Origin of the sequence: Paraburkholderia hiiakae (genome assembly GCF_904848665.1) — a bacterium.
GTDB lineage: Bacteria > Pseudomonadota > Gammaproteobacteria > Burkholderiales > Burkholderiaceae > Paraburkholderia > Paraburkholderia hiiakae.
The window spans coordinates 810,864-831,240 of the sequence record NZ_CAJHCQ010000001.1; the positions used below are offsets into that span (position 1 = coordinate 810,864).

Consider the following 20,377-nt stretch of genomic DNA (forward strand, 5'->3'; position numbering starts at 1 on the left):
CCCTACCACGGCTTGTACCCCACGGCTGCGGGGGCGAGCGCCGCCGGCGGCAGCTTCGCGCGCCGATCGGGCGGCAGCGCCTGGAGCGCGCGGCGACCGCGCATGCCCAGGAAGTACTCGCGGATAAACGGATGATCGACGCTCGCCGCTTCCTCCACGGGCGCCGCCACGAGCACCCTGCGCTCGGCGAGCACGGCCACGCGCGTAGAGAGCGCGACCATGGCGTCGAGGTCGTGCGTGACGAGCACGACGGTGAGCCCAAGGGCCCGATGCAGCATGCTGATGAGCTCCACCACTTCGTCGGACGAGCGCGGGTCGAGTCCGGCCGTGGGCTCGTCGAGAAAGAGCAGCTCCGGCTCCAGCACGATCGCGCGCGCGAGGCCCACGCGCTTGATCATGCCGCCCGAGAGCGCGGCCGGCATTTTCGAGGCGTGCTTGCACGGCAGCCCGACCATTTCGAGCTTGAGCATCACGATGTCGCGCAGCAGCGCGGTCGGCACCTTGCCAAGCTCGCGCACCGGCTGGGCGATGTTGTCGAACACCGTGAGCGACGAAAACAGCGCGCCTTGCTGGAACAGCATGCCGGTGCGCGTGCGCATCAGGCGGGCGTGTTCGGGGTCGATGGTCGAGATGTTTTCGCCAAACATCTTGATGGTGCCCGAGGTCGGCTTTTCGAGCCCGAGGATCTGGCGTACGAGCGTGGTCTTGCCGGAGCCCGAGCCGCCCACGAGCGTGACGATCTCGCCGCGGCGAATTTCGAGGTTCAGATGCTGGTGGACGATGTTGCGCCCGTAGCGCTTCGAGAGGTTATGGACCTCGATCACCGGCTCGCCGATGGTCGGCAGCGGCAGATCCTGCGCGACCTCCTTCAGCGGCGTGGTCATCGTGCCGGTCGTTTTCGTCTCGATCGTCGTTACCGTCGTGCCAGTCGTGCTCATGAAAGCCCCACGTTCTGGAACAGGATCGCGAACACGGCGTCGGCGAGGATCACGATCGTGATCGACGTGACGACCGACGTGGTCGTGCCCTCGCCCAGGCTCTGCGAGTTCGCCTTGATGCGAAAGCCGAAGTGACAGCCCACGATCGCCACCAACATGCCGAACGCCACCCCTTTGCCGAGGCCGATCCACACGTTGGCGATCGGCACGACGCTGGGCAACGAGCGCATGAACCACGAAATGTCGATGCCCAGTACGATCTTCGCCGCGATCGCGCCGCCTAGCAACGCAATGATGTCGGTCCAGATCACAAGCAGCGGCATGGCGACGCCGAGCGCGATAACGCGCGGCAGGATGAGCCGCAGGCCGTGCGAGATGCCCATCACGCGCATGGCGTCGAGTTCTTCGGTTACGCGCATCACGCCGATCTGCGCGGTGATGGCCGAGCCCGAGCGCCCCGCCACGAGAATCGCCGAGAGCACAGGCCCCAGTTCGCGGATCACCGCGAGACCCAGAATGTTGACGATGAACTGGTTCGCGCCGAAGAGGCGCAATTGCTGCGCCGAGAGGTACGACAGCACGATGCCGATCAGAAACGCGACGAGCGCCGTGATGGGCAGCGCGCGCGCGCCGGCGTTGTAAATGTTCGCCGAAATCTCGATCCATGGCGTGACCTTGGGCTTGCGTAACACCAGCAGCAAGTCGAGGATCACGCGCCCGAACATGGCGATACCGCCATACAGGTGGTCGAAGAACGAGAAGATCGCGAGGCCGAGCTGCGTGACCGGGTCGATGCGCACGACGCGCTCCGCCGGCTCGCGCACGGAATCGAGCAGCGCGATGCGCTCGAAGATGTCGCGCTGCGTTTGCGTGAGGTCGACGAGATCGGCGGGCAGCTTGTGGCCCCAGGCGCGCCAGAGCGCCTGACCGCCCACGTGGTCCATGCGCTCCACGCGCGACAGATCCCAAACGCCTACCCGCTCTTCGGCGAGCGCCCGCAGACGCCCGGCCGCGCCGCCCTGGTCGCGGTCGCGCGCGAGCGCGAGCGCCGTCCACTGGCCAGACAGGCGCACGGTCTTTCCGTGGGTGCCGGCCGAGACTTCAAGGCCGGGCGGCGTCTCTTGATTCAAGGGTAAGCACTCGACGGGCAGGGTGAGCGAACATTGTAGCGAACGCGCCCCGTTTCGTCGGTCCGAAAGCGCATGGCCGGCATTCAGACTCGGGGCGAACTGTGGACAACTCTCTGGATAACTTGTGAACTGCCTGTGGGCGGCCTGTGAATTGCCTAAAGATTAAGCAAATTGCGCGGAAATCGGCGGCGAGATGATCATCTTCGGGCACCCTGGGTCCTGTGGATGATTCGGTGGATAACCTGTGGGCTGCCTGTGGGCGGCTTGTGGATACCCCGCATTTTGGGTCGAAACCGGCGTTGCGTCCTGCTGTTCACGCCCCAGCCACTACAATATGAGACATGAATGCGACGCCCCCCACCCCCGATACTCCGAGCGCCGGCGACTGGCGCATCGACCGCAACCGCGCGATCACGCTGTTCGGCCCGGCCGCGCACGACTGGCCCATCGAAATCGTCGAGGAAACCGGCTCGACCAACGCCGACCTCATGGCGCACCTGAAGGCGCTGCCGCAAAAGCGCGACGCGCTCGCGCGCCCGATCGTGCGCGTGGCCTATCTGCAAACGGCCGGCCGCGGCCGGCGCGGCCGCACCTGGGTCGCGCAGCCTGGCGACGCGCTGCTGTTCTCGATCGGCTGCGTGCTGCCGCGCCCGATCGAAGGGCTTGCGGGCTTGAGCCTCGCCATCGGCGCGGCGCTGGTGGACGGCCTGCGCACGCTGCCCGTGACCGCGCCGGGGCAAATCGCGCTCAAGTGGCCCAATGACGTGCTGCTCGAAGGTGACAAGCTGGTGGGGATTCTCGTGGAGACGGCCTGGACGACCGCCGACGCCACGGCGGTCGTGATCGGCATCGGCACGAACGTGCGCGGCGAAGACGCCCTCGCCGCCAAGGTCGAGGCGCTCAACGCCGCCCGCGGCAGCGCAGCGATCGTGCCCGGCACGACGCCCACGGCGCTCTCGCGTGCGTGGCCGAACGCCAACCTCACCGACACGCTCGCCGCCGAACTCAACGCGCTCGAAGCCGCACTGCAACGCTTTGGCGCCGCGGGCTTTGCGCCCTTCCAGGCACGCTGGAACGCGTGCCACGCGTACGCGGGCCGCGAGGTCGCCATCTACGAGCAAGGCAAGGAACTGCTGCGCGGCACAGCGGCCGGCGTGGACGAGCTCGGCCAGTTGCTCGTCGATACGCCGAACGGGCGCGAGACCGTCACGGCGGGCGACGTATCGCTGCGGCTCGCGGACAGCGGCGCATGAGCCGCGGCCCCTTACTCCTGATCGACGCAGGCAACAGCCGGATCAAATGGGCGCTCGTCGCGCCGGACGGGTCGCGCCTGCACGCGGGCGCGATGGATCATGTGCGCGATGACGGCGCGCAATCCACGCGCGCCGCTCGTGAAGCCGGGTGGGAGGAATGGGCGGCGCTGCCCCGGCCCGCTGGCGCGTGGATCTCGAACGTCGCGGGCGCGGCGGTCGGCGAGCGGCTCGACGCGCTGGTCGAGGCGCACTGGCCGGGCCTCTCACGCACCGTCGTGCGGGCCTGCGCGCAGCAATGCGGCGTGACGAACAGCTATGCCACGCCCGACGCGCTCGGCAGCGACCGCTGGGCCGGCATGATCGGCGCACACGCTGCGTATCCGGGCGAACCGCTCCTGATCGCGACATTCGGCACGGCCACCACGCTCGAAGCCCTGCGCGCCGACGGCACATTCGTGGGCGGCATGATCGCGCCGGGCTTCACGCTCATGATGCGCTCGCTCGGCGAGCACACCGCGCAACTGCCCGTGGTCGCCGGCGGCATGGCGAATGCTGCCCACCCGGGCATTGCCTTCGCCACCGACACGCGAAGCTCGATCTCGGCGGGCTGTGCGCTCGCGCAGGCGGCACTCGTCGAGCGCGCCTTGGCCGATTTACAGGACGCGTGGAGAATCCCGGTGCGGCTCGTGGTGAGCGGCGGCGCCGCGGCCGAAGTGACAGCGGCGCTCAAGGTGCCCCATACTCGCCACGATGCACTGGTGCTTGCGGGCCTGGCGCTCATCGCCGCGCAGTGCTGAGGCGCGTGCCGCCAAGGCGCGGCCTATACCCAGCCGATACCCGGCCCTGAAACTGAACGAACGATTTCGAAGGAGCTTCACACGATGCTGCGCTGGCTGATCGCCATTCTGATTCTCGCCAACGGGCTGGCTTTTGCGGCCATTGGCGGCGTGTTCGGCCCGACGCCCTCGTCGGGTACGCGCGAAACCCAGCACCTGAACCGGCAGATCCACCCAGAGCGGCTCGTGGTGAAGGCTATCCGGCCCTCCGAATCGGCCGACGTGCCGACCGTCGGCGGCCCGGTGGCGGACCCGGCGGTGCAGGCGTCGACCCTGTCGCAGTAAGCAGCGCTTCAAACGCAACCGGCCGGAGGTCGGGCGCGCCCCTCGGGCGGCCCGGCCTCCGGCCGGTTTTGCATTGCCCGCCCGCACGGTGTGAACGTGCGCCCGGATGCCGGTACTTACTTCGATCCTTCCTGCGCGCGCACTTTCTGCAACAGCTTCGTCGTGGAGCGGTCGTGCTCGAAGGCGATCGCGAGCGCCCGGCCGCCCCAGCCGCGCACCAGCGCCGACTCGGGCAGCGCGTCCATGTCGTAGTCGCCGCCCTTCACTAGAATGTCCGGACGCACGGCCTCGATCAGCTCAACGGGCGTTTGCTCGCCGAACTGCACCACCCAGTCCACGCTCTCCAGCGCCGCGAGCAGCGCCATGCGGTCGTTCTCGTTGTTGATGGGGCGGTCGTCGCCCTTGCCGAGCATCTTCACCGAAGCATCGCTATTCACGCCGACGATCAGCGTGGCGCCCAGCGCCTTCGCATCGCAGAGATAGGTGACGTGTCCGCGATGCAGGATGTCGAAGACGCCATTGGTGAACACCACGGGGCCGGGCAGCGAAGCGCGCAGTTGTGCGAGCGCGTCGCGGGTCGTGATCTTGCGTTCGAAGGAAGCGGGCATGGAATGAGGCTCGGATAAGAAAGTGGGCGCGGATTGAATCAGGCAAAGCCAAAAATGTGCGCGCCAATGAAAACGGCCCGTCACGCGAGAAGCGCTTCGGGCCGTCCCGATCGCGGCGCGCCACGAGGCCGCGCACGCGAGATGTCCCGGCGCGTCAGGCCGGCTGCTGCGTGCCTTGCTCGGCCTGCAGGCGCTGCACCACTTCCTTGCGATAGCGGTTCAGTTCCTGCGCCGTGGTGAACGTGCGCTCGAACAGGATCGAGAGGTTGTGCAGAATCCGCTCGATCACCTTCTTTTCCCAGCCGTCGTCGAAGCGGATCTGCTCGTCGAGCCAGCGCTCGAGCCATTCCGGGTCGGGCAGGCGCGATTGCACGGTGTCGCGCGGGAACAACGCCTGGTTCACGTGCAGGTTCGTGGGGTGCAGCGGCTTTTCGGTACGGCGCGCCGATGCCATCAGCACGCCGATCTTCGCGAACGCCGCGCGCGCGACGTCGCCGAAATTGTTGAGCGCCTTCTTCATGTAGCGCAGATACGCGCCGCCATGGCGCGCTTCGTCGCGCGAAATCGTTTCGTAGATGGCCTTGATGACCGGCTCCGTGTGCCATTCGGCGGCGCGGCGGTACCAGTGGTTCAGGCGGATTTCGCCGCAGAAGTGCAGCATGAGCGTTTCGAGCGGCGGCGCCGGATCGAACTCGAAGCGCACGGCGTGCAGTTCTTCTTCGGTCGGCACCATTTCCGGCTTGAAGCGGCGCAGGTATTCCATGAGCACGAGCGAATGCTTTTGCTCCTCGAAGAACCACACGCTCATGAACGCCGAAAAGTCGCTGTCGTGGTGGTTGTCGCGCAGGAACATTTCCGTGGCCGGCAGCGCCGACCATTCGGTGATCGCGTTCATCTTGATGGTCGCGGCCTGCTCATCGGTGAGGAGCGACGCATCGAACTTGTCCCAGGGGATGTCCTTTTCCATGTCCCAACGGACCGATTCGAGCGATTTGTAAAGTTCCGGATAAAGCATCGTGTTCATAGTCCCGCCCCTGATCTGCGCAAAACGCGCGCATGACGAATTCGTAGCGTGCCGCGTACCCGCGTAAAACGCGGCCGCGCAGGCAAAAAGCATTTAATTTTACGCGGTATCCGGCCCTCTGGACGCAATCGCAGTTCGGGCGACGCAACACGCGTTGCCCCACGACAATCCAGCCAACCGGAATGAAGGCGCCGTCGTGGATTCTGGGTAGCTGCTCCGTGCCTCGAACCCGGCCGCCTGATACCGCTGATCAATACCGACACCCGCGAGGCGTGCGAGCCATCGTCACGGGTCGATGCGACACAATGTCGCACTCTGGCGCCCCGCGCTCGACGCGCTTTTGCCGCACCTTGCCGGCTGATTTTCCAATGGGCAAACATCCCGCCCGTCAAGGCCGTGGAACCTGTGCGGCGAAGCACCGCAACGCCGACCGCAACTCCCACAAAGACCAGAAAAACCTTACACAATCATAGCATGCCGGTCTTTCAGTTCCGCCGCACCCCAAAATCCGTGATCGCGCCGTCTGTCGGAGCTTTGAGCCAAGTCAAAAGAACATCACTTTGAGCTAGCGTGTCGTGGTAACCCAACTCGATCAGCTCGCACGTGAATTCACGCTCGAACAGCAAATAGCTCGCGAATGCCGCGCCTGATGCGCGGTTGCCGCCCATCGCACCCAGCAGCATGCGCACCGAGCGCGGCAACTGCTGCAAATGACGCGCGGCGATCAACTCGATGCGCTCGCTCGGCGCGATGGCGAGCACCTCGACATACCGCCAGCCGCTTTCCGGCTCCACCGTGTGCGGCAGTTGCAGCACCATGCGGTTCACGTGCTCGATGCGCTCGATATCGGCGCCGAGCGAGTCGAGGAACACGCTCGCGAGCACCTGCTGGCCGATCTGCGCGAGCGTCGGATACGTGTCGATGTCGGCTCGCGCCGCGGGCACTTCCGGCGTGGGCGCGGCCGCGCCGAGCACGACGATGCGCTGCGCGCCGAAGTGGATGGCGGGCGAGAGCGGCGCGATCTGCCGGATCGAGCCGTCGCCGAAATATTCGTGGCGGCCGTCGAGTTCGAGGCGCACAGCCGGAAACACGAACGGAATCGCCGCCGATGCAAGCAGATGAGCCGGCGTGAGCGCGACCATGCGCGCGGTGCGCTGCGCGCGCCGCCACGCGGTGATCGGCTCGCACGCCTGGTAGAACGTGACGTGCCGCCCCGACGAATAGCTGAGCGCCGGGACGGCGAGCGCATAGAGCAGCCGCTCGTCGAGCATCTGCCCGATGCGGTGGAAGCTGAGCGCGTGTGGGAGCATCCGCGCGAGCGGCGTGCTGTCGAACAACGTGCGTGGCGCGGCGCGCGCGCCCACGCTGGAGGCGGCCCAGCCGAACGCGAGCGCGGCGAGCCAGCGCGCGCCCGCGGCCGCGACGCCCGGCCAGTCGGTGCGGTAGATCTGGCTTGCGCGCATGTCCGACCAGACCTCGACGAGGCGCGCTGCGCCCTGCGCGAACTGGTCGGCGTGACTTGCGATCGAGGTGGCGTTGATCGCCCCCGCCGAGGTGCCGCAGATGACCGTGAAGGGCATGGCGCGGCGCGCCGGCTCGGCCCGGCTGGCCAGTTCGGCGAGCGCGCGCAACGCGCCGGCCTGGTAGGCCGCACGCGCGCCGCCACCCATCATCACGAGCGCAAGCCGCATGATGCCGACGCTCCCCGCAGTTTTCCTGCCTTTGTCCTGCTTCTGTCCCGCAGTTGCCTTTCTGTTGCGTCTCGCGGGACGGTTCTTCGTGACGTGACGCCGCGCGCCTTATTCCGGCTGTGCCGGCGCCTTCTTCGCGCTGCGCGGCGCGCTGCGGCCCGCGCCGCTGCCGGTGCCATTGCCGCTACCGCGTTTGGCGGTGCTGCTGCGTTTGGCCGCCGCGGCTTCGGTCTTCGCCTGCGCCTCGCTCACCGCTTCGGCGGCGGCTTGCGCCACCTCTGCCGCAGCGGCCGGCTGCGCCATCGCGAACTGCGCGAGCTGGTTGAACTGCGCCTGCACGAGATTCCACCACGACCCCGCGTCGAAGCCCGGCGGCGCGGATGCCGCGCCCTCGGCCGCATCGCCTGCGCTCGCGCCTTCAGGCTCGGCGGCCCGCTCGCGCGAGACACCTGTTCTCGGCGCTTCGGACTCGGCGTGCGTCGGCGTCATCTGCGCCTGCGCGAACGCGCCGAACGCGCGCAGCGTGGAAAGCGTTGCGCGTTGCACTTCGAGCGCCTGGATGGCGGACTGCAGCATGCCGAGATTGAGCTTGAGCCACTGCTCGACGGCGCGCAGATCGGTGATGCGCTTGTCGAGCTCCTCGACGTTGGTGAGCGGCGTCATCATGTCGGACATCATCGAAAGCGACGGGCCGAATGCTTGCGCGACGCCCGGTTCGGTACCCGGAAATGCGCCGCCGAACGGCGTGAGGCGCATCATCCCCCACATGCGGTCGAGCATTTCGGCGGGCGGAAAGCCGGGAAAGCCCGGGAACGGCGGCATGGTGCCTGCTGGGTCGGTCATGCGGATCTCCCTCGCATAGATTGGTGGTCAAATGCGCGCGCGTGGGCGGCGCAAAACGATCTCTTCGATGATAGCGCGCGCAAAAGTAGAAATTGGCAGAAAGCGCGAATCAGAACGGATCGCCGCCCGGAAAATCCGGCGCGCGCCGCTCGCGTAGCGACTGTACGCCTTCGCGCACGTCGGGTCCCGCAAAACCCATGAATTCGAGCGCGAGCGACGTGTCGAAGGTCGGCCCCGCCATGCGCAGCCAGTTGTTGAGCGCGTACTTGGTCCAGCGCACCGCGGTTTGCGAACCGCCCGCAAGACGCTTCGCCACTTCGAACGCCTTCGGCAGCAGGTCGTTCTCGTCCACGGCAAGCGAAACGAGGCCGATGCGCTCCGCTTCCTCGCCGCTCACCGGCTCGCACAGCAGCAGGTAGTACTTCGCCTTCGCCATGCCGCACAGAAGTGGCCACACGATCGCGGCATGATCGCCCGCCGCGACGCCCAGGCGCGTATGGCCGTCGATGATGCGCGCAGTCTTCGTCGCAATGGAAATGTCGGCCAGCAGTCCCGCGACGAGCCCCGCGCCCACCGCAGGGCCATGCATGGCCGAGACGATCGGCTTGCCGCAGTTGATCACGTTGTAGACGAGGTCGCGCGCCTCGCGCCACACGCGCGCGCGCACGTCGAAATGCGTGGCCATGTCCTCGACGAGCTGCAGGTCGCCACCCGCCGAAAAGCCCTTGCCCTCGCCGCGAATCACGGCGACACGCGCGTCGGGATCGCGGTCCACGTCGCGCCAGATCTCGGCGAGTTCGCGGTGCATGTGGGCGTCGGCGGTCGCGAGGCCGCTCTTGTTCGCGCCCTCGCCGCTCATCACGATCTCGACGATGCCGTGCTCGTGTCGCCGCACGCGCAGAGCCTGATAGCGGGCGTAAAAAGGATCGTTCATGGGCGGACTCCTTTGCTTCGGATTGCTGATTACGTGAATGCGATGACAGTGCGGCTCATCAATGCGGCTGATACACCCACTTGCCATCGCGGATCTCGACCATCACGCGCGCTCGCGCGTCGAGGCCGAGGTGATCGGTGGCGCTCATGTTGACGACGCCATTGGTGTCGTGCAGCCCGCGCGTCGCTTCGAGCGCGTCGCGCAGCGCGTGGCGAAACGCGCTCGTACCGGGCGCAGCCGACTTGAGCGCAACGGGTATCGCGTTCTGGAGCAAGAGGCCTGCGTCCCACGTGTAAGCGCCGAACGCCGACACCGTGCCAGCGCCATTGCGTGCTTCGTACCGCGAAATATAGTCGAGCGCGAGGCGCCGGCCAGGCGCGTCCTCGGGCAGTTGCGCCGCCACGAGCACCTGGCTTGCGGGCAGGAACGTGCCGTTGCAGTCCGCGCCGCACACGCGCAGGAAGTCGCGGTTGCCCACGCCGTGGTTGTGATAGATGACGCCCTTGTAGCCGCGCTCCTTGAGCGCCTTCGGCGGCAGCGCGGCGGGCGTGCCGGCCGCGCCCACCACCACAGCGTCGGGGTGCGCCGCCACGATCTTGAGCACCTGCCCCGTCACACTCGGATCGGTGCGATTGAAGCGCTCGTTCGCGACGAGCTTGATGTTGTGCTGCTGCGCGGCCTTCGCGATTTCAGCGTAGAACGTTTCGCCGAGCGCGTCGGCCTGGCCGATATAAGCGAGCGTTTTCACGTTATGCGCGGCGGCGTGATCCATGATCGCGCCGGCCATCATCGCGTCGGTTTGCGGCGTCTTGAACATCCAGTGGCGCTTGTCATCAACGGGCTCGATGATCTTCGCCGACGAAGCGAGCGAGATAGCAGGCGTCTCGCCCTGCGCGATCACGTCGAGCATCGCGAGCGAATTCGGCGTGATCGACGAGCCGATGATCGCATCGACATGCTGTTCGTCGATGAGCTTCTTCGTGTCCTGCACGGCCTGGGTCGTGTCGGAGGCGTCGTCGAGCACGATGTACTGGACTTTCTGGCCCGCGATCTCAGTGGGGAACATCGCGGCGGTGTCGCGCGCGGGAATGCCGAGCGAGGCGGCCGGACCGGTAAGCGAAAGCACGAGGCCGATCTTGACCTGCGCGAGCGCAAGCGTGGGCGCACAGAGGCTGAAAAGCCAGACGATGCGTGCAGCAAGACGGCTGGGGCGAGAAGCGTTCACGGTGTCTCCTTGTCGTTATGCGTTCGTTTTGCGCTTTTTTCTGCATGCGGATGCTGCGTGCTTCTACGGCTCGTACTTTTACGTGTCTCCCCAGTTTCCCCTCGAAGAAAAAAGGGCGTTCGCCAGTGTAGCCGCACGCGGAGCGCGCGGCATCCGGCGAAACCCTTCAGCGCTTGCGTGTTGCTTGTGCGTCGCTTGTGGGTCACTGCTCTCCGTGAAGTGACGCCACGGCCTGATCGATCGCGCCGAAAATCGACTTGCCCGCTTCGTCGAGCATTTCGATCTTCACGCTGTCGCCGAACTTCATGAACTCGGTGCTCGCCTGTCCGCTTTCGATCATCTCGAGGCAGCGCTTCTCGGCGATGCAGCAGTAGCCGCGCTTTGCGTCCTTGTTCGAGACCGTGCCCGAGCCGACGACGGCGCCCGCGCGCAGATTGCGCGTTTTCGCGGCGTGAGCGATCAACTGGCCGAAGTGGAACACCATGTCCGTGCCCGCATCGGGCTGGCCGACCTTCTTGCCGTTCCAGTGCACGATGAGCGGCAGATGCACGCGCCCTTCGCGCCAGTGTTCGCCGAGTTCGTCGGGCGTGACCATCACCGGCGCGAACGCGCTGGCCGGCTTGCTCTGGAAAAAGCCGAAGCCCTTCGCGAGTTCCGCGGGAATGAGGTTGCGCAGCGAAACGTCGTTGACGAGCGTGACGAGCCGCACGGCCCTGAGCGCTTCGTCGGGGCTCGCGCCCATCGGCACGTCGCCGGTCACGACGGCAACTTCGGCCTCGAAGTCGATGCCGAACGCCTCGGATGCGCACACGATGTCGTCGCACGGCCCGATGAAGTCGTCGCTGCCGCCCTGGTACATGAGCGGGTCGATCCAGAACTCGGCGGGCATCTCGGCGCCGCGCGCGCGACGCACGAGTTCGACGTGATTCACGTACGACGAGCCATCCGCCCATTGGTACGCACGCGGCAGCGGCGCCATGCAGTTGCGCGCGTCGAAGCTGAACGCGTTGCGCGCCCGCCCTGAGTTGAGCGCGTCATACAGCTCGGCGAGCTGCGGCGCGTAGAAGCGCCAGTCGTCGAGCACGCGCTGCAGCGTGGGCGCGATCGCATCGGCGATGGCGGCGCTGCGCAGGTCGCGGGAAACGACGATCAGCTGCCCGTCGCGGGTGCCGTCCTTCAGCGTGGCAAGTTTCATGGAATCAGACGTGAGTGACGATAAGGGAAATGTATTCTACGATGGTGAATCGGCGGACCCCAAGCGGGCGCGCCGCATGCCCTCAGTTGCCGTACGTTTGAAGACCACAACGCATCCATGCCGCCTACCGTCCGCTCCGCCTCGCCACGCGCGAGCGCCACAGACGCCACGAACGCCGAAGATCTCGCCGACGCCCTCGACACCGCCGAAGCCTCGGAAGGCCCGGAAGCCGGTGAAGAAAAGCTGCGCTCCGGCATCCAGTCGATCGAAGTGGGCTTTCGCCTGCTCGAAGTGCTCACCAGCGAGCCGCGCGCGATGATGCTGCGCGACCTCGCGCAGCGTGCGGGCATGAGCCCGGCGAAGGCGCATCGCTATCTCGTGAGCTTCATGCGCCTCGGCGTCGTTGCGCAGGACCCGCTCTCGGGCCGCTACGAACTGGGCGGCTTCGCATTGCAGCTTGGCCTCGCGCGTCTTGCGCGCGTGGATGGCGTCAAACTCGCGCGTATCGCACTCACCGAATTGCGCGACGCGCTCGACATTACCGTGGGCATCGCCGTGTGGGGCAACCAGGGGCCGACCGTCGTGCATTGGCTGGAGTCGAGCCACCCGGCGAAAGCGTCGCTCAAGCTCGGCGACGTCATGCCGATGCTCAGTTCCGCCACGGGCCTGCTATTCGCCGCCTACCTGCCGCGCAGCAAGACCGCCCCGATGATCGAGCGCGAACTCGCGGGCGCGCAGCACTACTCATACGGCTCCACGCCGCGTACGGCAGAGGCGCTCGAACGCGCGCTCGCGGAGGTTCGCGAGCATGGCGCCGCCCGCGTGGAAGGCATGCTGCTGCCGACCATCCACGCGTTCTGCACGCCCGTGTTCGACGCGAGCGGCGAGTTCGCGCTCGGGCTCATCGCGCTCGGTCACGAAGGCGCGTTCGATATCGACTGGAATGGCGCTGTGGACACCGCGTTGCGCGCGTGCGCAGAAAAACTGTCGTACGAATTGGGGTACAGTCCGACGCCGCGCTGAACGCTGTACGCGTGGGTCGGCAGACATGTGACCCCGCCTCGCGCGGCGTCTGGCTTTCTGCGCGTTCGCGGCGGGTTGTGTCACAGTAACGTCCGACAGATACCGACCCACGAACCGCCGATGTCCACACCCGCCGCACCGCGCGAGGCACGCCGCCTCGACACCGACTCACGCAGGTCACAGCGCTCGCGCGCGTGGCGCTGGGTCGGTGTATTCGTCGCGGTCACGGCGCTCCATTGGCTCGCGGCCGAATGGTTCGAGCGGCACCACGGGGCGCCGCCGAGCGTCGCGCACGTGCGTGTGCCGGTGCAGGTGGCGCTCCTCAAACCCGAACGCATCGAACGCGAGGCACGGCCCGCGGGCCCAGCGGCAGCGCCCGCGCATGCCGAGCCCAAACCCGCGCAGAAGCCCGCCGAGCCGCATACGTTGCATGCAGTAGCGCCGCCAGAACCGCACCCCAAAGCGCCTGCCTCGCCGCCGGATACACAAGCGGCGTCCGCGCCCGCAGCCGCTTCGCAGGTCACAGCCGGCTCGAGTGGTACGAGCGGCACGGCAAGCGCAGCGCCCGGCAACGGCAAGCAGCCTTCGGCGCAAGCCGCGCAGGCCTCGCATGGGCTGAAGTTTTCGGTGCCCCCATCGGGCGAACTGCAATACGACACGTTCTATAACGGCGTGCGCAATCAGCCCGGCACGATCCACTGGTCAAGCGACGGGCAGCGCTACGAGATGGTCGTGCGCGTGCCCCTGCCCTTCGTCGGCGAATTCAGCTGGACGAGCAAGGGTCGCGTGGACGCCTTCGGCCTCGCGCCCGATCAGTACATCGAAAAGCGCGGCCATCGTCCTTCGGATGTGACGATTTTCAACCGCGCCGACAAGCAGATCGTGTTCACGCGCACGCCCAACTCGCTCGCGCTGCCCGATGGCGCGCAGGACCGCTTCAGCATGGTGATGCAACTCGCCAGCCTCGTGCGCGGCGACCCCGATGCGTACAAACCGGGCGTCACGCGCGAGTTCTATGTCGCGGACAACGACAGCGGCGAGACCTGGCCCATCACCACGATCGGCGACGAAACGGTGAGCACGGATCACGGCTATGTCACCGCGCGCCATTTCATGCGTCTGCCGCGCCGCGACGGCGACAAGCGGCGCATCGACGTGTGGCTCGCGCCAACGCTGGGCTGGTTGCCCGTGCGCCTCGTGCAGACCGAGCCGAATGGCAACCAGTTCGAGCTGGTGTGGCGTGGCGCGCTCACGGTGCCGGGCGCTGCGAACGCGCCCGCCCCGACGCCCGACTCCGCAACGGCCGCGGCCGCCACAACGCCCAACGCCGCACCCGACAGAACATCGGCACAATCCGCTACATCGGAAACTGCGCCGCAACCGCAATCGCCAGCGCAACCGGCGCCAACCGCCAATGCGCCCAATGCGCCCAATACGCCCGATACGCAGACAGAATCGCCGCCGCAAACGTCCGTGGATGACGAATCCTCCCCCACCTCGCCGGGCCCGGCACCCGAGCATCCCTGAGCGCGCAACCGCACGAATCGCGAGATCCAACCGGCCCGCTTCACGACACAAACTCGCGAAATAGCGCATACTGGAATCGAGCCGTGCGTCAAGGATCGCAAGGCATCGCGCGCATCATGAAGTGCCAAGAACAAGCAGACGAAACACGGCAACACGACACCGCGCGCAAATAGCGAATCAGCGAGCTGATCAGCACCAACAAACCGATGCAACGCTGCAAAAGATGGACAAAATCGGCACAACACAATAAATAACGCAGCAAACAGGGACGCGACACACAAGCTAACGAACATCGCATCGCGCATCGTCCGCGTGCCCCAGGCGCGCGGATTGCTCCACCAGCATCGCGTGCATGCAGTACCTCGCAAACGGCTTGACTCCCAGCCTGGAAGGCGAAGGAGGAACCCATGCAAGTGACTGTCAACGGCATCGATACGCACTATGTCTTCGACGACAGGAGCGGTGGGCCCGCGCTGGCGTTCATTCATCAACTGGGCGGCGACCTTAGTGTGTGGGACACGCTCGCCGGACATTTCCGCCATCGCCACAGCGTGCTGCGCTATGACGTGCGCGGGCATGGCGCAAGCGCGGTTGCAAGCAAGTCCTTCGGCTTTGCAGACCTCGCCGCCGATCTGGATGCGCTTTTAGACGCAACTGGCATCGAGCATGCGCATCTCGTTGGCATGTCGATGGGCGGCATGATCGCGCAGCAGTTCGCGCTCGATTATCCCGAACGCGTGGCGACGCTCACGCTTTGCGACACGGCTGGTCATACGCCGCCACAAGCGCGCGGAACATGGAACGAGCGCGCCGCCACGGTGCGCAGCGACGGTCTCGGGGCGCTCGCCGATGCGACGATGGCCCGCTGGTTCACCGCCGACTTCCGGCACACGCATGCGCCGACTGTCGAGCGAATTTGTGATGTTTTATTACGGACCCCTTCAGAAGGCTATGCGATGGCCTGTGAGGCGCTACGCGATTTCGACGTGGAAAACAGGCTCGCGCAATTGCGCGTGCCGACGCTCGCCGTGGCGGGCCGCCACGACAACGGCACGCCGATGGCCGTGACGCAAGCCCTGGCAAGAGCGATAGAAGGGTCGCATTTCGTGGTGCTCGATGCGGCGCATCTGGCCCCGGTAGAGGAGTCGCACCGTTTCACAGCGTTACTCGAAACGTTTCTCAAACAGTTGGTCTAAGTAGTTCGAAGTAAAAGCATCATGGCAGTGGCAGCAGACGCAGTTGAGAAGTGAAAGATAAAAAGGGAGAGCAGTCCACATAAGAGGTGATGCGGGACCCACCCCTTGAATTCCAGAACGAACGCTCCACGTATTGACCCAGAAGGTCAGGGAGCACAGGAAAAAGGAGTGTCGCCATGCAAATGATCTACAACAGTCCCAACTATTGCGTCGTCGAGTTTCCGCCGCAGGACGGCCACAGCGCCATGCGCGCAGGCGGCTACGAGATCGTCGACAAAAACGCACGCCGCGAGATCTTCATCGACGGCGTGATGGCGGCACGTTTTCGCGAAGACGTGCAAAAGCTGATGGACGAAGACCAGTCGCTCGACGAAGTCGACGAATTCCTCGGACAGTTCGATAGCCTCATGCAGCAACCCGTCGTGCTTCACTGACGCTAGCGCACCTCGCGGCACTCAACGCGCAGCGTCCTTCACACGAAACCCCGTCCGGCTTGGCCGGCCGGGGTTTTCTTTTGGGCGTCCTGCGCGCGACGCCGCGGGCAGCGGCCCGTTGCCGCAGCGGCTACAATGTGAGGTTTCCCAGTTCAACCGGCACCACGCCCGCCCGCGATCCATGAACCAGCCCGCAGCCCTTGCCTCGCGCCCCGCCGGGGACGCCAAATACACGCGCGGCGCAGCGCTTCCCGCGCTGCTCGCCTCGCGTATCGTGATCCTCGACGGCGCGATGGGCACGATGATCCAGCGCTACAAGCTCGACGAAGCAGCCTACCGAGGTGAGCGCTTCAAGGATTACCCGCGCGATATCAAGGGCAACAACGAACTGCTCTCGCTCACGCAGCCGCAGATCATCAGCGAGATTCACGAGCAGTATCTCGCGGCGGGCGCGGACATCATCGAGACCAACACGTTCGGCGCGACCACGGTGGCCCAGGACGACTACGGCATGGGCGAGCTCGCCATCGAGATGAACGTCGAGTCGGCGAAGCTCGCGCGCGCCGCGTGCGAGAAGTATTCGACGCCGGACAAGCCGCGCTTCGCCGCGGGCGCGATCGGGCCGACGCCGAAAACGGCGAGCATCTCGCCGGACGTGAACGATCCGGGCGCGCGCAACGTCACGTTCGAAGAGCTTCGCCACGCGTACTACGAACAGGCGAAGGCGCTCATGGACGGCGGCTGCGACCTCTTCCTTGTCGAGACGATCTTCGACACGCTCAACGCCAAGGCCGCGCTCTTCGCGCTCGACCAGCTCTTCGAAGACACGGGCGAGAATCTGCCGATCATGATCTCGGGCACCGTGACCGACGCCTCGGGCCGCATTCTCTCGGGCCAGACCGTCGAGGCGTTCTGGAACTCGCTGCGCCACGCGAAGCCGCTCACCTTCGGCCTGAACTGCGCACTGGGCGCCGCGCTCATGCGTCCGTACATCGCCGAGCTTGCCAAACTCTGCGACACGTACGTCTCGTGCTATCCGAACGCGGGCCTGCCCAATCCGATGAGCGACACGGGCTTCGATGAAACGCCCGCCGATACTTCGGCACTGCTCAAGGAATTCGCGAGCGCCGGTCTCGTGAACGTGGCGGGCGGCTGCTGTGGCACGACGCCCGAGCACATCGCGGCCATCGCAAAGGCGCTCGCCGAAGTCAAGCCGCGCCGCTGGCCCGGCCAGTACCGCGACGCTGCCTGACGACACGTTCGATCGCTGCTTCCGAACCCGCTCCAACAACATACGATCCAGTCCCACGCCATGACTGACCATACCTTGCGCCTTTCCGGCCTCGAACCCTTCAACGTGACCGAAGGCACGCTCTTCATCAACGTGGGCGAGCGCACCAACGTGACCGGCTCGAAGGCCTTCGCGCGGATGATCCTCAACGGCCAGTTCGACGAGGCGCTCGCGGTTGCGCGCCAGCAGGTCGAAAACGGCGCGCAGGTCATCGACGTCAACATGGACGAAGCCATGCTCGACTCGAAGGCGGCGATGGTGCGCTTCATGAACCTCATCGCCTCCGAGCCCGACATCGCGCGCGTGCCGATCATGATCGACTCGTCGAAGTGGGAGGTGATCGAGGCGGGCCTGCAGTGCGTGCAGGGCAAGGCCATCGTCAACTCGATCTCGCTCAAGGAAGGCAAGGAGCAGTTCGTGCATCACGCGAAGCTCATTCGCCGCTACGGCGCGGCGAGTGTGGTGATGGCGTTCGACGAGCAGGGCCAGGCCGACACGTTCGCGCGCAAGACCCAGATCTGCAAGCGCTCCTACGACATCCTCGTGAACGAAGTGGGCTTCCCGCCCGAGGACATCATCTTCGACCCGAACATCTTCGCGGTGGCCACAGGCATCGAAGAGCACAACAACTATGCCGTGGACTTCATCGAAGCCACGCGCTGGATCAAGCAGAACCTGCCCTACGCGAAGATCAGCGGCGGCGTGTCGAACGTGTCGTTCTCGTTCCGCGGCAACGACCCGGTGCGCGAGGCGATCCACACCGTGTTCCTCTACTACGCCATTCAGGCGGGCATGGACATGGGCATCGTGAACGCGGGCCAGCTCGGCGTGTATGCCGACCTCGACACCGAGTTGCGCGAGCGTGTGGAAGACGTGGTGCTCAACCGCCGCGACGACGCAACCGACCGTCTGCTCGAAATCGCCGACAAGTTCAAGACGGGCGCCGCGAAGAAGGAAGAGAACCTCGAGTGGCGCAACCAGAACGTGGAAAAACGTCTGGCGCACGCACTCGTGCTCGGCATCACGAACTTCATTGTCGAGGACACCGAAGAAGCGCGCGTGAAGATCATGGGCGCGGGCGGGCGGCCGATCAACGTGATCGAAGGCCCGCTCATGGACGGCATGAACATCGTCGGCGACCTGTTCGGCCAGGGCAAGATGTTCCTGCCGCAGGTGGTGAAGTCGGCGCGCGTGATGAAGCAGGCCGTGGCGCACCTGATTCCGTTCATCGAGGAAGAAAAGCGCCTGCTCGCCGAATCGGGCGCCGACGTGCGCGCGAAGGGCAAGATCGTCATCGCGACCGTGAAGGGCGATGTGCACGATATCGGCAAGAACATCGTGTCGGTCGTGCTCCAGTGCAATAACTTCGAAGTGGTCAACATGGGCGTGATGGTCCCGTGCAACGAGATTCTCGCGAAGGCGAAGGTCGAAGGCGCGGATATCGTCGGCCTCTCGGGGCTCATTACGCCCTCGCTCGAGGAAATGGCCTACGTGGCGAGCGAAATGCAGCGCGACGACTACTTCCGCATCAAGAAAATTCCGCTGCTCATCGGCGGCGCGACCACGTCGCGCGTGCATACCGCGGTGAAGATCGCGCCGCATTACGAAGGTCCGGTCGTGTACGTGCCGGACGCGTCGCGTTCGGTTTCGGTCGCGTCGAGCCTGCTTTCGGATGAGGGCGCGACGAAGTTCATCGACGATCTCAAGACCGACTACGACCGCATTCGCGATCAGCACGCCAACAAGAAGGCACAGCCCCTAGTGACGCTCGAAGAGGCGCGCGCGAACAAGACGAAGATCGACTGGGCGAACTTCCAGCCCGTGAAGCCGAAGTTCATCGGCCGTCGCGTGTTCAAGAACTTCGACTTGAACGAGCTCGCGAATTACATCGACTGGGGTCCGTTCTTCCAGACGTGGGATCTCGCCGGTCCCTATCCGCAGATCCTCAACGACGAGATCGTGGGCGAGTCGGCACGCCGCGTATTTTCCGACGCGAAGTCGATGCTTTCGCGCCTGATTCAGGGCCGCTGGCTGCAGGCCAATGGCGTAATCGCGCTGTTGCCCGCCAACACTGTCAACGACGACGACATCGAAATCTACACCGACGAATCGCGCAGCGAAGTCGCGCTCACGTGGCGCAATCTGCGCCAGCAGTCGGTGCGCCCCGTGGTGGACGGCGTGATGCGCCCGAACCGCTCGCTTGCCGACTTCATCGCGCCGAAAGACTCGGGCGTGGCCGACTACATCGGCATGTTCGCGGTCACGGCGGGCATTGGCGTGGACGTGAAGGAAGCGCAGTTCGAGAAAGACCACGACGACTACAGCGCGATCATGCTCAAGGCACTCGCGGACCGCTTCGCGGAAGCGTTCGCCGAAGCGTTGCACGCGCGCGTGCGCCGCGACCTGTGGGGCTATGCGGCCAGCGAAACGCTCGACAACGACGCGCTGATCGACGAGAAGTACGCAGGCATTCGCCCGGCTCCCGGCTACCCGGCCTGCCCGGACCACCTCGTGAAGCGCGACATGTTCGACTTCCTGCAAGCGGGCGAAGTCGGCATGAGCGTGACGGAATCGCTCGCCATGCTGCCGGCCGCGAGTGTTTCGGGCTTCTACCTCGCGCACCCGGACAGCACGTACTTCTCGGTGGGCAAGATCGCCCAGGACCAGCTCGCCGACTACGCGCGCCGCATGTCGCTCTCCGACGCCGACGCCCGCCGCGCGCTCGCGCCGCAGCTCTAAGCCGCGCTTCCAGGCCCCGCTTCCAGGCCGATTCTCAGCCGTACTGCGCGCCGCTTTGTGCGGCGCGCCTCCTCCCGTTGCGCTACCCCCGTTGTCATCGCCCGACATACGCTATCCGGCAAGGTGAAAATTACGCGCGCGCGATTTTTCGGCTTTGTAAGATGGCCCGGCAAGACCCCCGTATGACCCGGCAACACCTGCATGA

Annotated in this window: 18 protein-coding genes; 9 read left to right on the forward strand and 9 right to left on the reverse strand. The window is 65.8% G+C overall.

Annotated features, from left to right (window positions below):
• Positions 1-2: 2 nt before the first annotated feature.
• Together JMY28_RS03520 and JMY28_RS03525 are read right to left on the reverse strand one after the other, a co-directional pair.
• Entirely contained in the window at positions 3-884 is an 882-nt protein-coding gene (locus JMY28_RS03520; protein WP_201694609.1) for an ABC transporter ATP-binding protein, read from the reverse strand.
• 50 nt (positions 885-934) lie between these two features.
• Complete coding sequence (locus tag JMY28_RS03525; RefSeq protein WP_201694497.1) at positions 935-2,068, reverse strand: MlaE family ABC transporter permease; 1,134 nt, start codon at positions 2,066-2,068, stop codon at positions 935-937.
• A 341-nt stretch (positions 2,069-2,409) separates the two neighbouring features.
• Between JMY28_RS03525 and JMY28_RS03530 the strand changes: the two genes are divergently transcribed.
• The 3 genes from JMY28_RS03530 to JMY28_RS03540 all read left to right on the forward strand — a co-directional run bounded on the left by JMY28_RS03530 (position 2,410) and on the right by JMY28_RS03540 (position 4,442).
• A complete protein-coding gene (locus JMY28_RS03530; protein ID WP_201694498.1) occupies positions 2,410-3,321 on the forward strand; it encodes a biotin--[acetyl-CoA-carboxylase] ligase in 912 nt (303 codons plus the stop codon).
• Positions 3,318-4,118, forward strand: coding sequence for a type III pantothenate kinase (locus JMY28_RS03535; protein ID WP_201694499.1), 801 nt, complete (start codon positions 3,318-3,320; stop codon positions 4,116-4,118). The genes JMY28_RS03530 and JMY28_RS03535 overlap by 4 nt, the downstream gene beginning before the upstream one ends.
• 84 nt (positions 4,119-4,202) lie before the next feature.
• Complete coding sequence (locus JMY28_RS03540; RefSeq protein ID WP_042265646.1) at positions 4,203-4,442, forward strand: hypothetical protein; 240 nt, start codon at positions 4,203-4,205, stop codon at positions 4,440-4,442.
• A gap of 116 nt (positions 4,443-4,558) precedes the next feature.
• Here JMY28_RS03540 and rfaE2 read toward each other — a convergent pair whose 3' ends face one another.
• The 7 genes from rfaE2 to JMY28_RS03575 form a co-directional block, all read right to left on the reverse strand.
• A complete protein-coding gene (gene rfaE2 / locus JMY28_RS03545) occupies positions 4,559-5,050 on the reverse strand; it encodes a D-glycero-beta-D-manno-heptose 1-phosphate adenylyltransferase (RefSeq protein ID WP_201694500.1) in 492 nt (163 codons plus the stop codon).
• Between the two features lie 154 nt (positions 5,051-5,204).
• Positions 5,205-6,074: a ferritin family protein gene (locus JMY28_RS03550; RefSeq protein WP_028201777.1), complete on the reverse strand. Its 870-nt coding sequence runs from the start codon at positions 6,072-6,074 to the stop codon at positions 5,205-5,207.
• A gap of 485 nt (positions 6,075-6,559) precedes the next feature.
• Positions 6,560-7,765, reverse strand: coding sequence for a patatin-like phospholipase family protein (locus JMY28_RS03555; protein WP_201694501.1), 1,206 nt, complete (start codon positions 7,763-7,765; stop codon positions 6,560-6,562).
• Positions 7,766-7,873: 108 nt separating this feature from the next.
• A complete protein-coding gene (locus JMY28_RS03560; protein ID WP_201694502.1) occupies positions 7,874-8,608 on the reverse strand; it encodes a PhaM family polyhydroxyalkanoate granule multifunctional regulatory protein in 735 nt (244 codons plus the stop codon).
• Positions 8,609-8,717: 109 nt separating this feature from the next.
• The gene (locus JMY28_RS03565; protein ID WP_201694503.1) at positions 8,718-9,542 is read right to left on the reverse strand and encodes an enoyl-CoA hydratase/isomerase family protein; all 825 of its coding nucleotides are present in this window, start codon (positions 9,540-9,542) and stop codon (positions 8,718-8,720) included.
• Positions 9,543-9,600: 58 nt separating this feature from the next.
• Positions 9,601-10,767 carry an ABC transporter substrate-binding protein gene (locus JMY28_RS03570; RefSeq protein WP_201694504.1) on the reverse strand — a complete coding sequence of 389 codons (1,167 nt, stop codon included), beginning with the start codon at positions 10,765-10,767 and terminating at the stop codon, positions 9,601-9,603.
• Positions 10,768-10,969: 202 nt separating this feature from the next.
• Positions 10,970-11,962 carry a fumarylacetoacetate hydrolase family protein gene (locus tag JMY28_RS03575; RefSeq protein ID WP_201694505.1) on the reverse strand — a complete coding sequence of 331 codons (993 nt, stop codon included), beginning with the start codon at positions 11,960-11,962 and terminating at the stop codon, positions 10,970-10,972.
• A 117-nt stretch (positions 11,963-12,079) separates the two neighbouring features.
• Here JMY28_RS03575 and JMY28_RS03580 point away from each other — a divergent pair, with 117 nt between their 5' ends.
• The 6 genes from JMY28_RS03580 (at position 12,080) to metH (ending at position 20,172) form a co-directional block, all read left to right on the forward strand.
• Positions 12,080-12,985, forward strand: a complete 906-nt coding sequence (locus tag JMY28_RS03580) for an IclR family transcriptional regulator (RefSeq protein WP_201694506.1) — start codon at positions 12,080-12,082, stop codon at positions 12,983-12,985.
• 120 nt (positions 12,986-13,105) lie between these two features.
• Positions 13,106-14,512 carry a DUF3108 domain-containing protein gene (locus JMY28_RS03585; protein ID WP_201694507.1) on the forward strand — a complete coding sequence of 469 codons (1,407 nt, stop codon included), beginning with the start codon at positions 13,106-13,108 and terminating at the stop codon, positions 14,510-14,512.
• 407 nt (positions 14,513-14,919) lie between these two features.
• On the forward strand, positions 14,920-15,708 hold the full coding sequence (gene pcaD / locus JMY28_RS03590; RefSeq protein WP_201694508.1) for a 3-oxoadipate enol-lactonase: 789 nt from the start codon (positions 14,920-14,922) through the stop codon (positions 15,706-15,708).
• A 176-nt stretch (positions 15,709-15,884) separates the two neighbouring features.
• The gene (locus tag JMY28_RS03595) at positions 15,885-16,142 is read left to right on the forward strand and encodes a BTH_I0359 family protein (protein WP_028201771.1); all 258 of its coding nucleotides are present in this window, start codon (positions 15,885-15,887) and stop codon (positions 16,140-16,142) included.
• 181 nt (positions 16,143-16,323) lie between these two features.
• Entirely contained in the window at positions 16,324-17,394 is a 1,071-nt protein-coding gene (locus tag JMY28_RS03600) for a homocysteine S-methyltransferase family protein (protein WP_201694509.1), read from the forward strand.
• A 15-nt stretch (positions 17,395-17,409) separates the two neighbouring features.
• On the forward strand, positions 17,410-20,172 hold the full coding sequence (gene metH, locus JMY28_RS03605) for a methionine synthase (protein WP_328809367.1): 2,763 nt from the start codon (positions 17,410-17,412) through the stop codon (positions 20,170-20,172).
• Positions 20,173-20,377: the final 205 nt, after the last annotated feature.

Bases quoted from the DNA above. Each gene is read 5' to 3' on its own strand.
- pcaD (WP_201694508.1), top strand. From the start codon at position 14,920: ATGCAAGTGACTGTCAACGGCATCGATACGCACTATGTCTTCGACGAC.
- JMY28_RS03575 (WP_201694505.1), bottom strand. From the start codon at position 11,962: ATGAAACTTGCCACGCTGAAGGACGGCACCCGCGACGGGCAGCTGATC.
- rfaE2 (WP_201694500.1), bottom strand. From the start codon at position 5,050: ATGCCCGCTTCCTTCGAACGCAAGATCACGACCCGCGACGCGCTCGCA.
- JMY28_RS03565 (WP_201694503.1), bottom strand. From the start codon at position 9,542: ATGAACGATCCTTTTTACGCCCGCTATCAGGCTCTGCGCGTGCGGCGA.
- JMY28_RS03585 (WP_201694507.1), top strand. From the start codon at position 13,106: ATGTCCACACCCGCCGCACCGCGCGAGGCACGCCGCCTCGACACCGAC.
- JMY28_RS03520 (WP_201694609.1), bottom strand. From the start codon at position 884: ATGACCACGCCGCTGAAGGAGGTCGCGCAGGATCTGCCGCTGCCGACC.
- JMY28_RS03555 (WP_201694501.1), bottom strand. From the start codon at position 7,765: ATGCGGCTTGCGCTCGTGATGATGGGTGGCGGCGCGCGTGCGGCCTAC.
- JMY28_RS03540 (WP_042265646.1), top strand. From the start codon at position 4,203: ATGCTGCGCTGGCTGATCGCCATTCTGATTCTCGCCAACGGGCTGGCT.
- JMY28_RS03530 (WP_201694498.1), top strand. From the start codon at position 2,410: ATGAATGCGACGCCCCCCACCCCCGATACTCCGAGCGCCGGCGACTGG.
- JMY28_RS03580 (WP_201694506.1), top strand. From the start codon at position 12,080: ATGCCGCCTACCGTCCGCTCCGCCTCGCCACGCGCGAGCGCCACAGAC.
- JMY28_RS03600 (WP_201694509.1), top strand. From the start codon at position 16,324: ATGAACCAGCCCGCAGCCCTTGCCTCGCGCCCCGCCGGGGACGCCAAA.
- JMY28_RS03535 (WP_201694499.1), top strand. From the start codon at position 3,318: ATGAGCCGCGGCCCCTTACTCCTGATCGACGCAGGCAACAGCCGGATC.
- JMY28_RS03560 (WP_201694502.1), bottom strand. From the start codon at position 8,608: ATGACCGACCCAGCAGGCACCATGCCGCCGTTCCCGGGCTTTCCCGGC.
- JMY28_RS03595 (WP_028201771.1), top strand. From the start codon at position 15,885: ATGCAAATGATCTACAACAGTCCCAACTATTGCGTCGTCGAGTTTCCG.
- JMY28_RS03550 (WP_028201777.1), bottom strand. From the start codon at position 6,074: ATGAACACGATGCTTTATCCGGAACTTTACAAATCGCTCGAATCGGTC.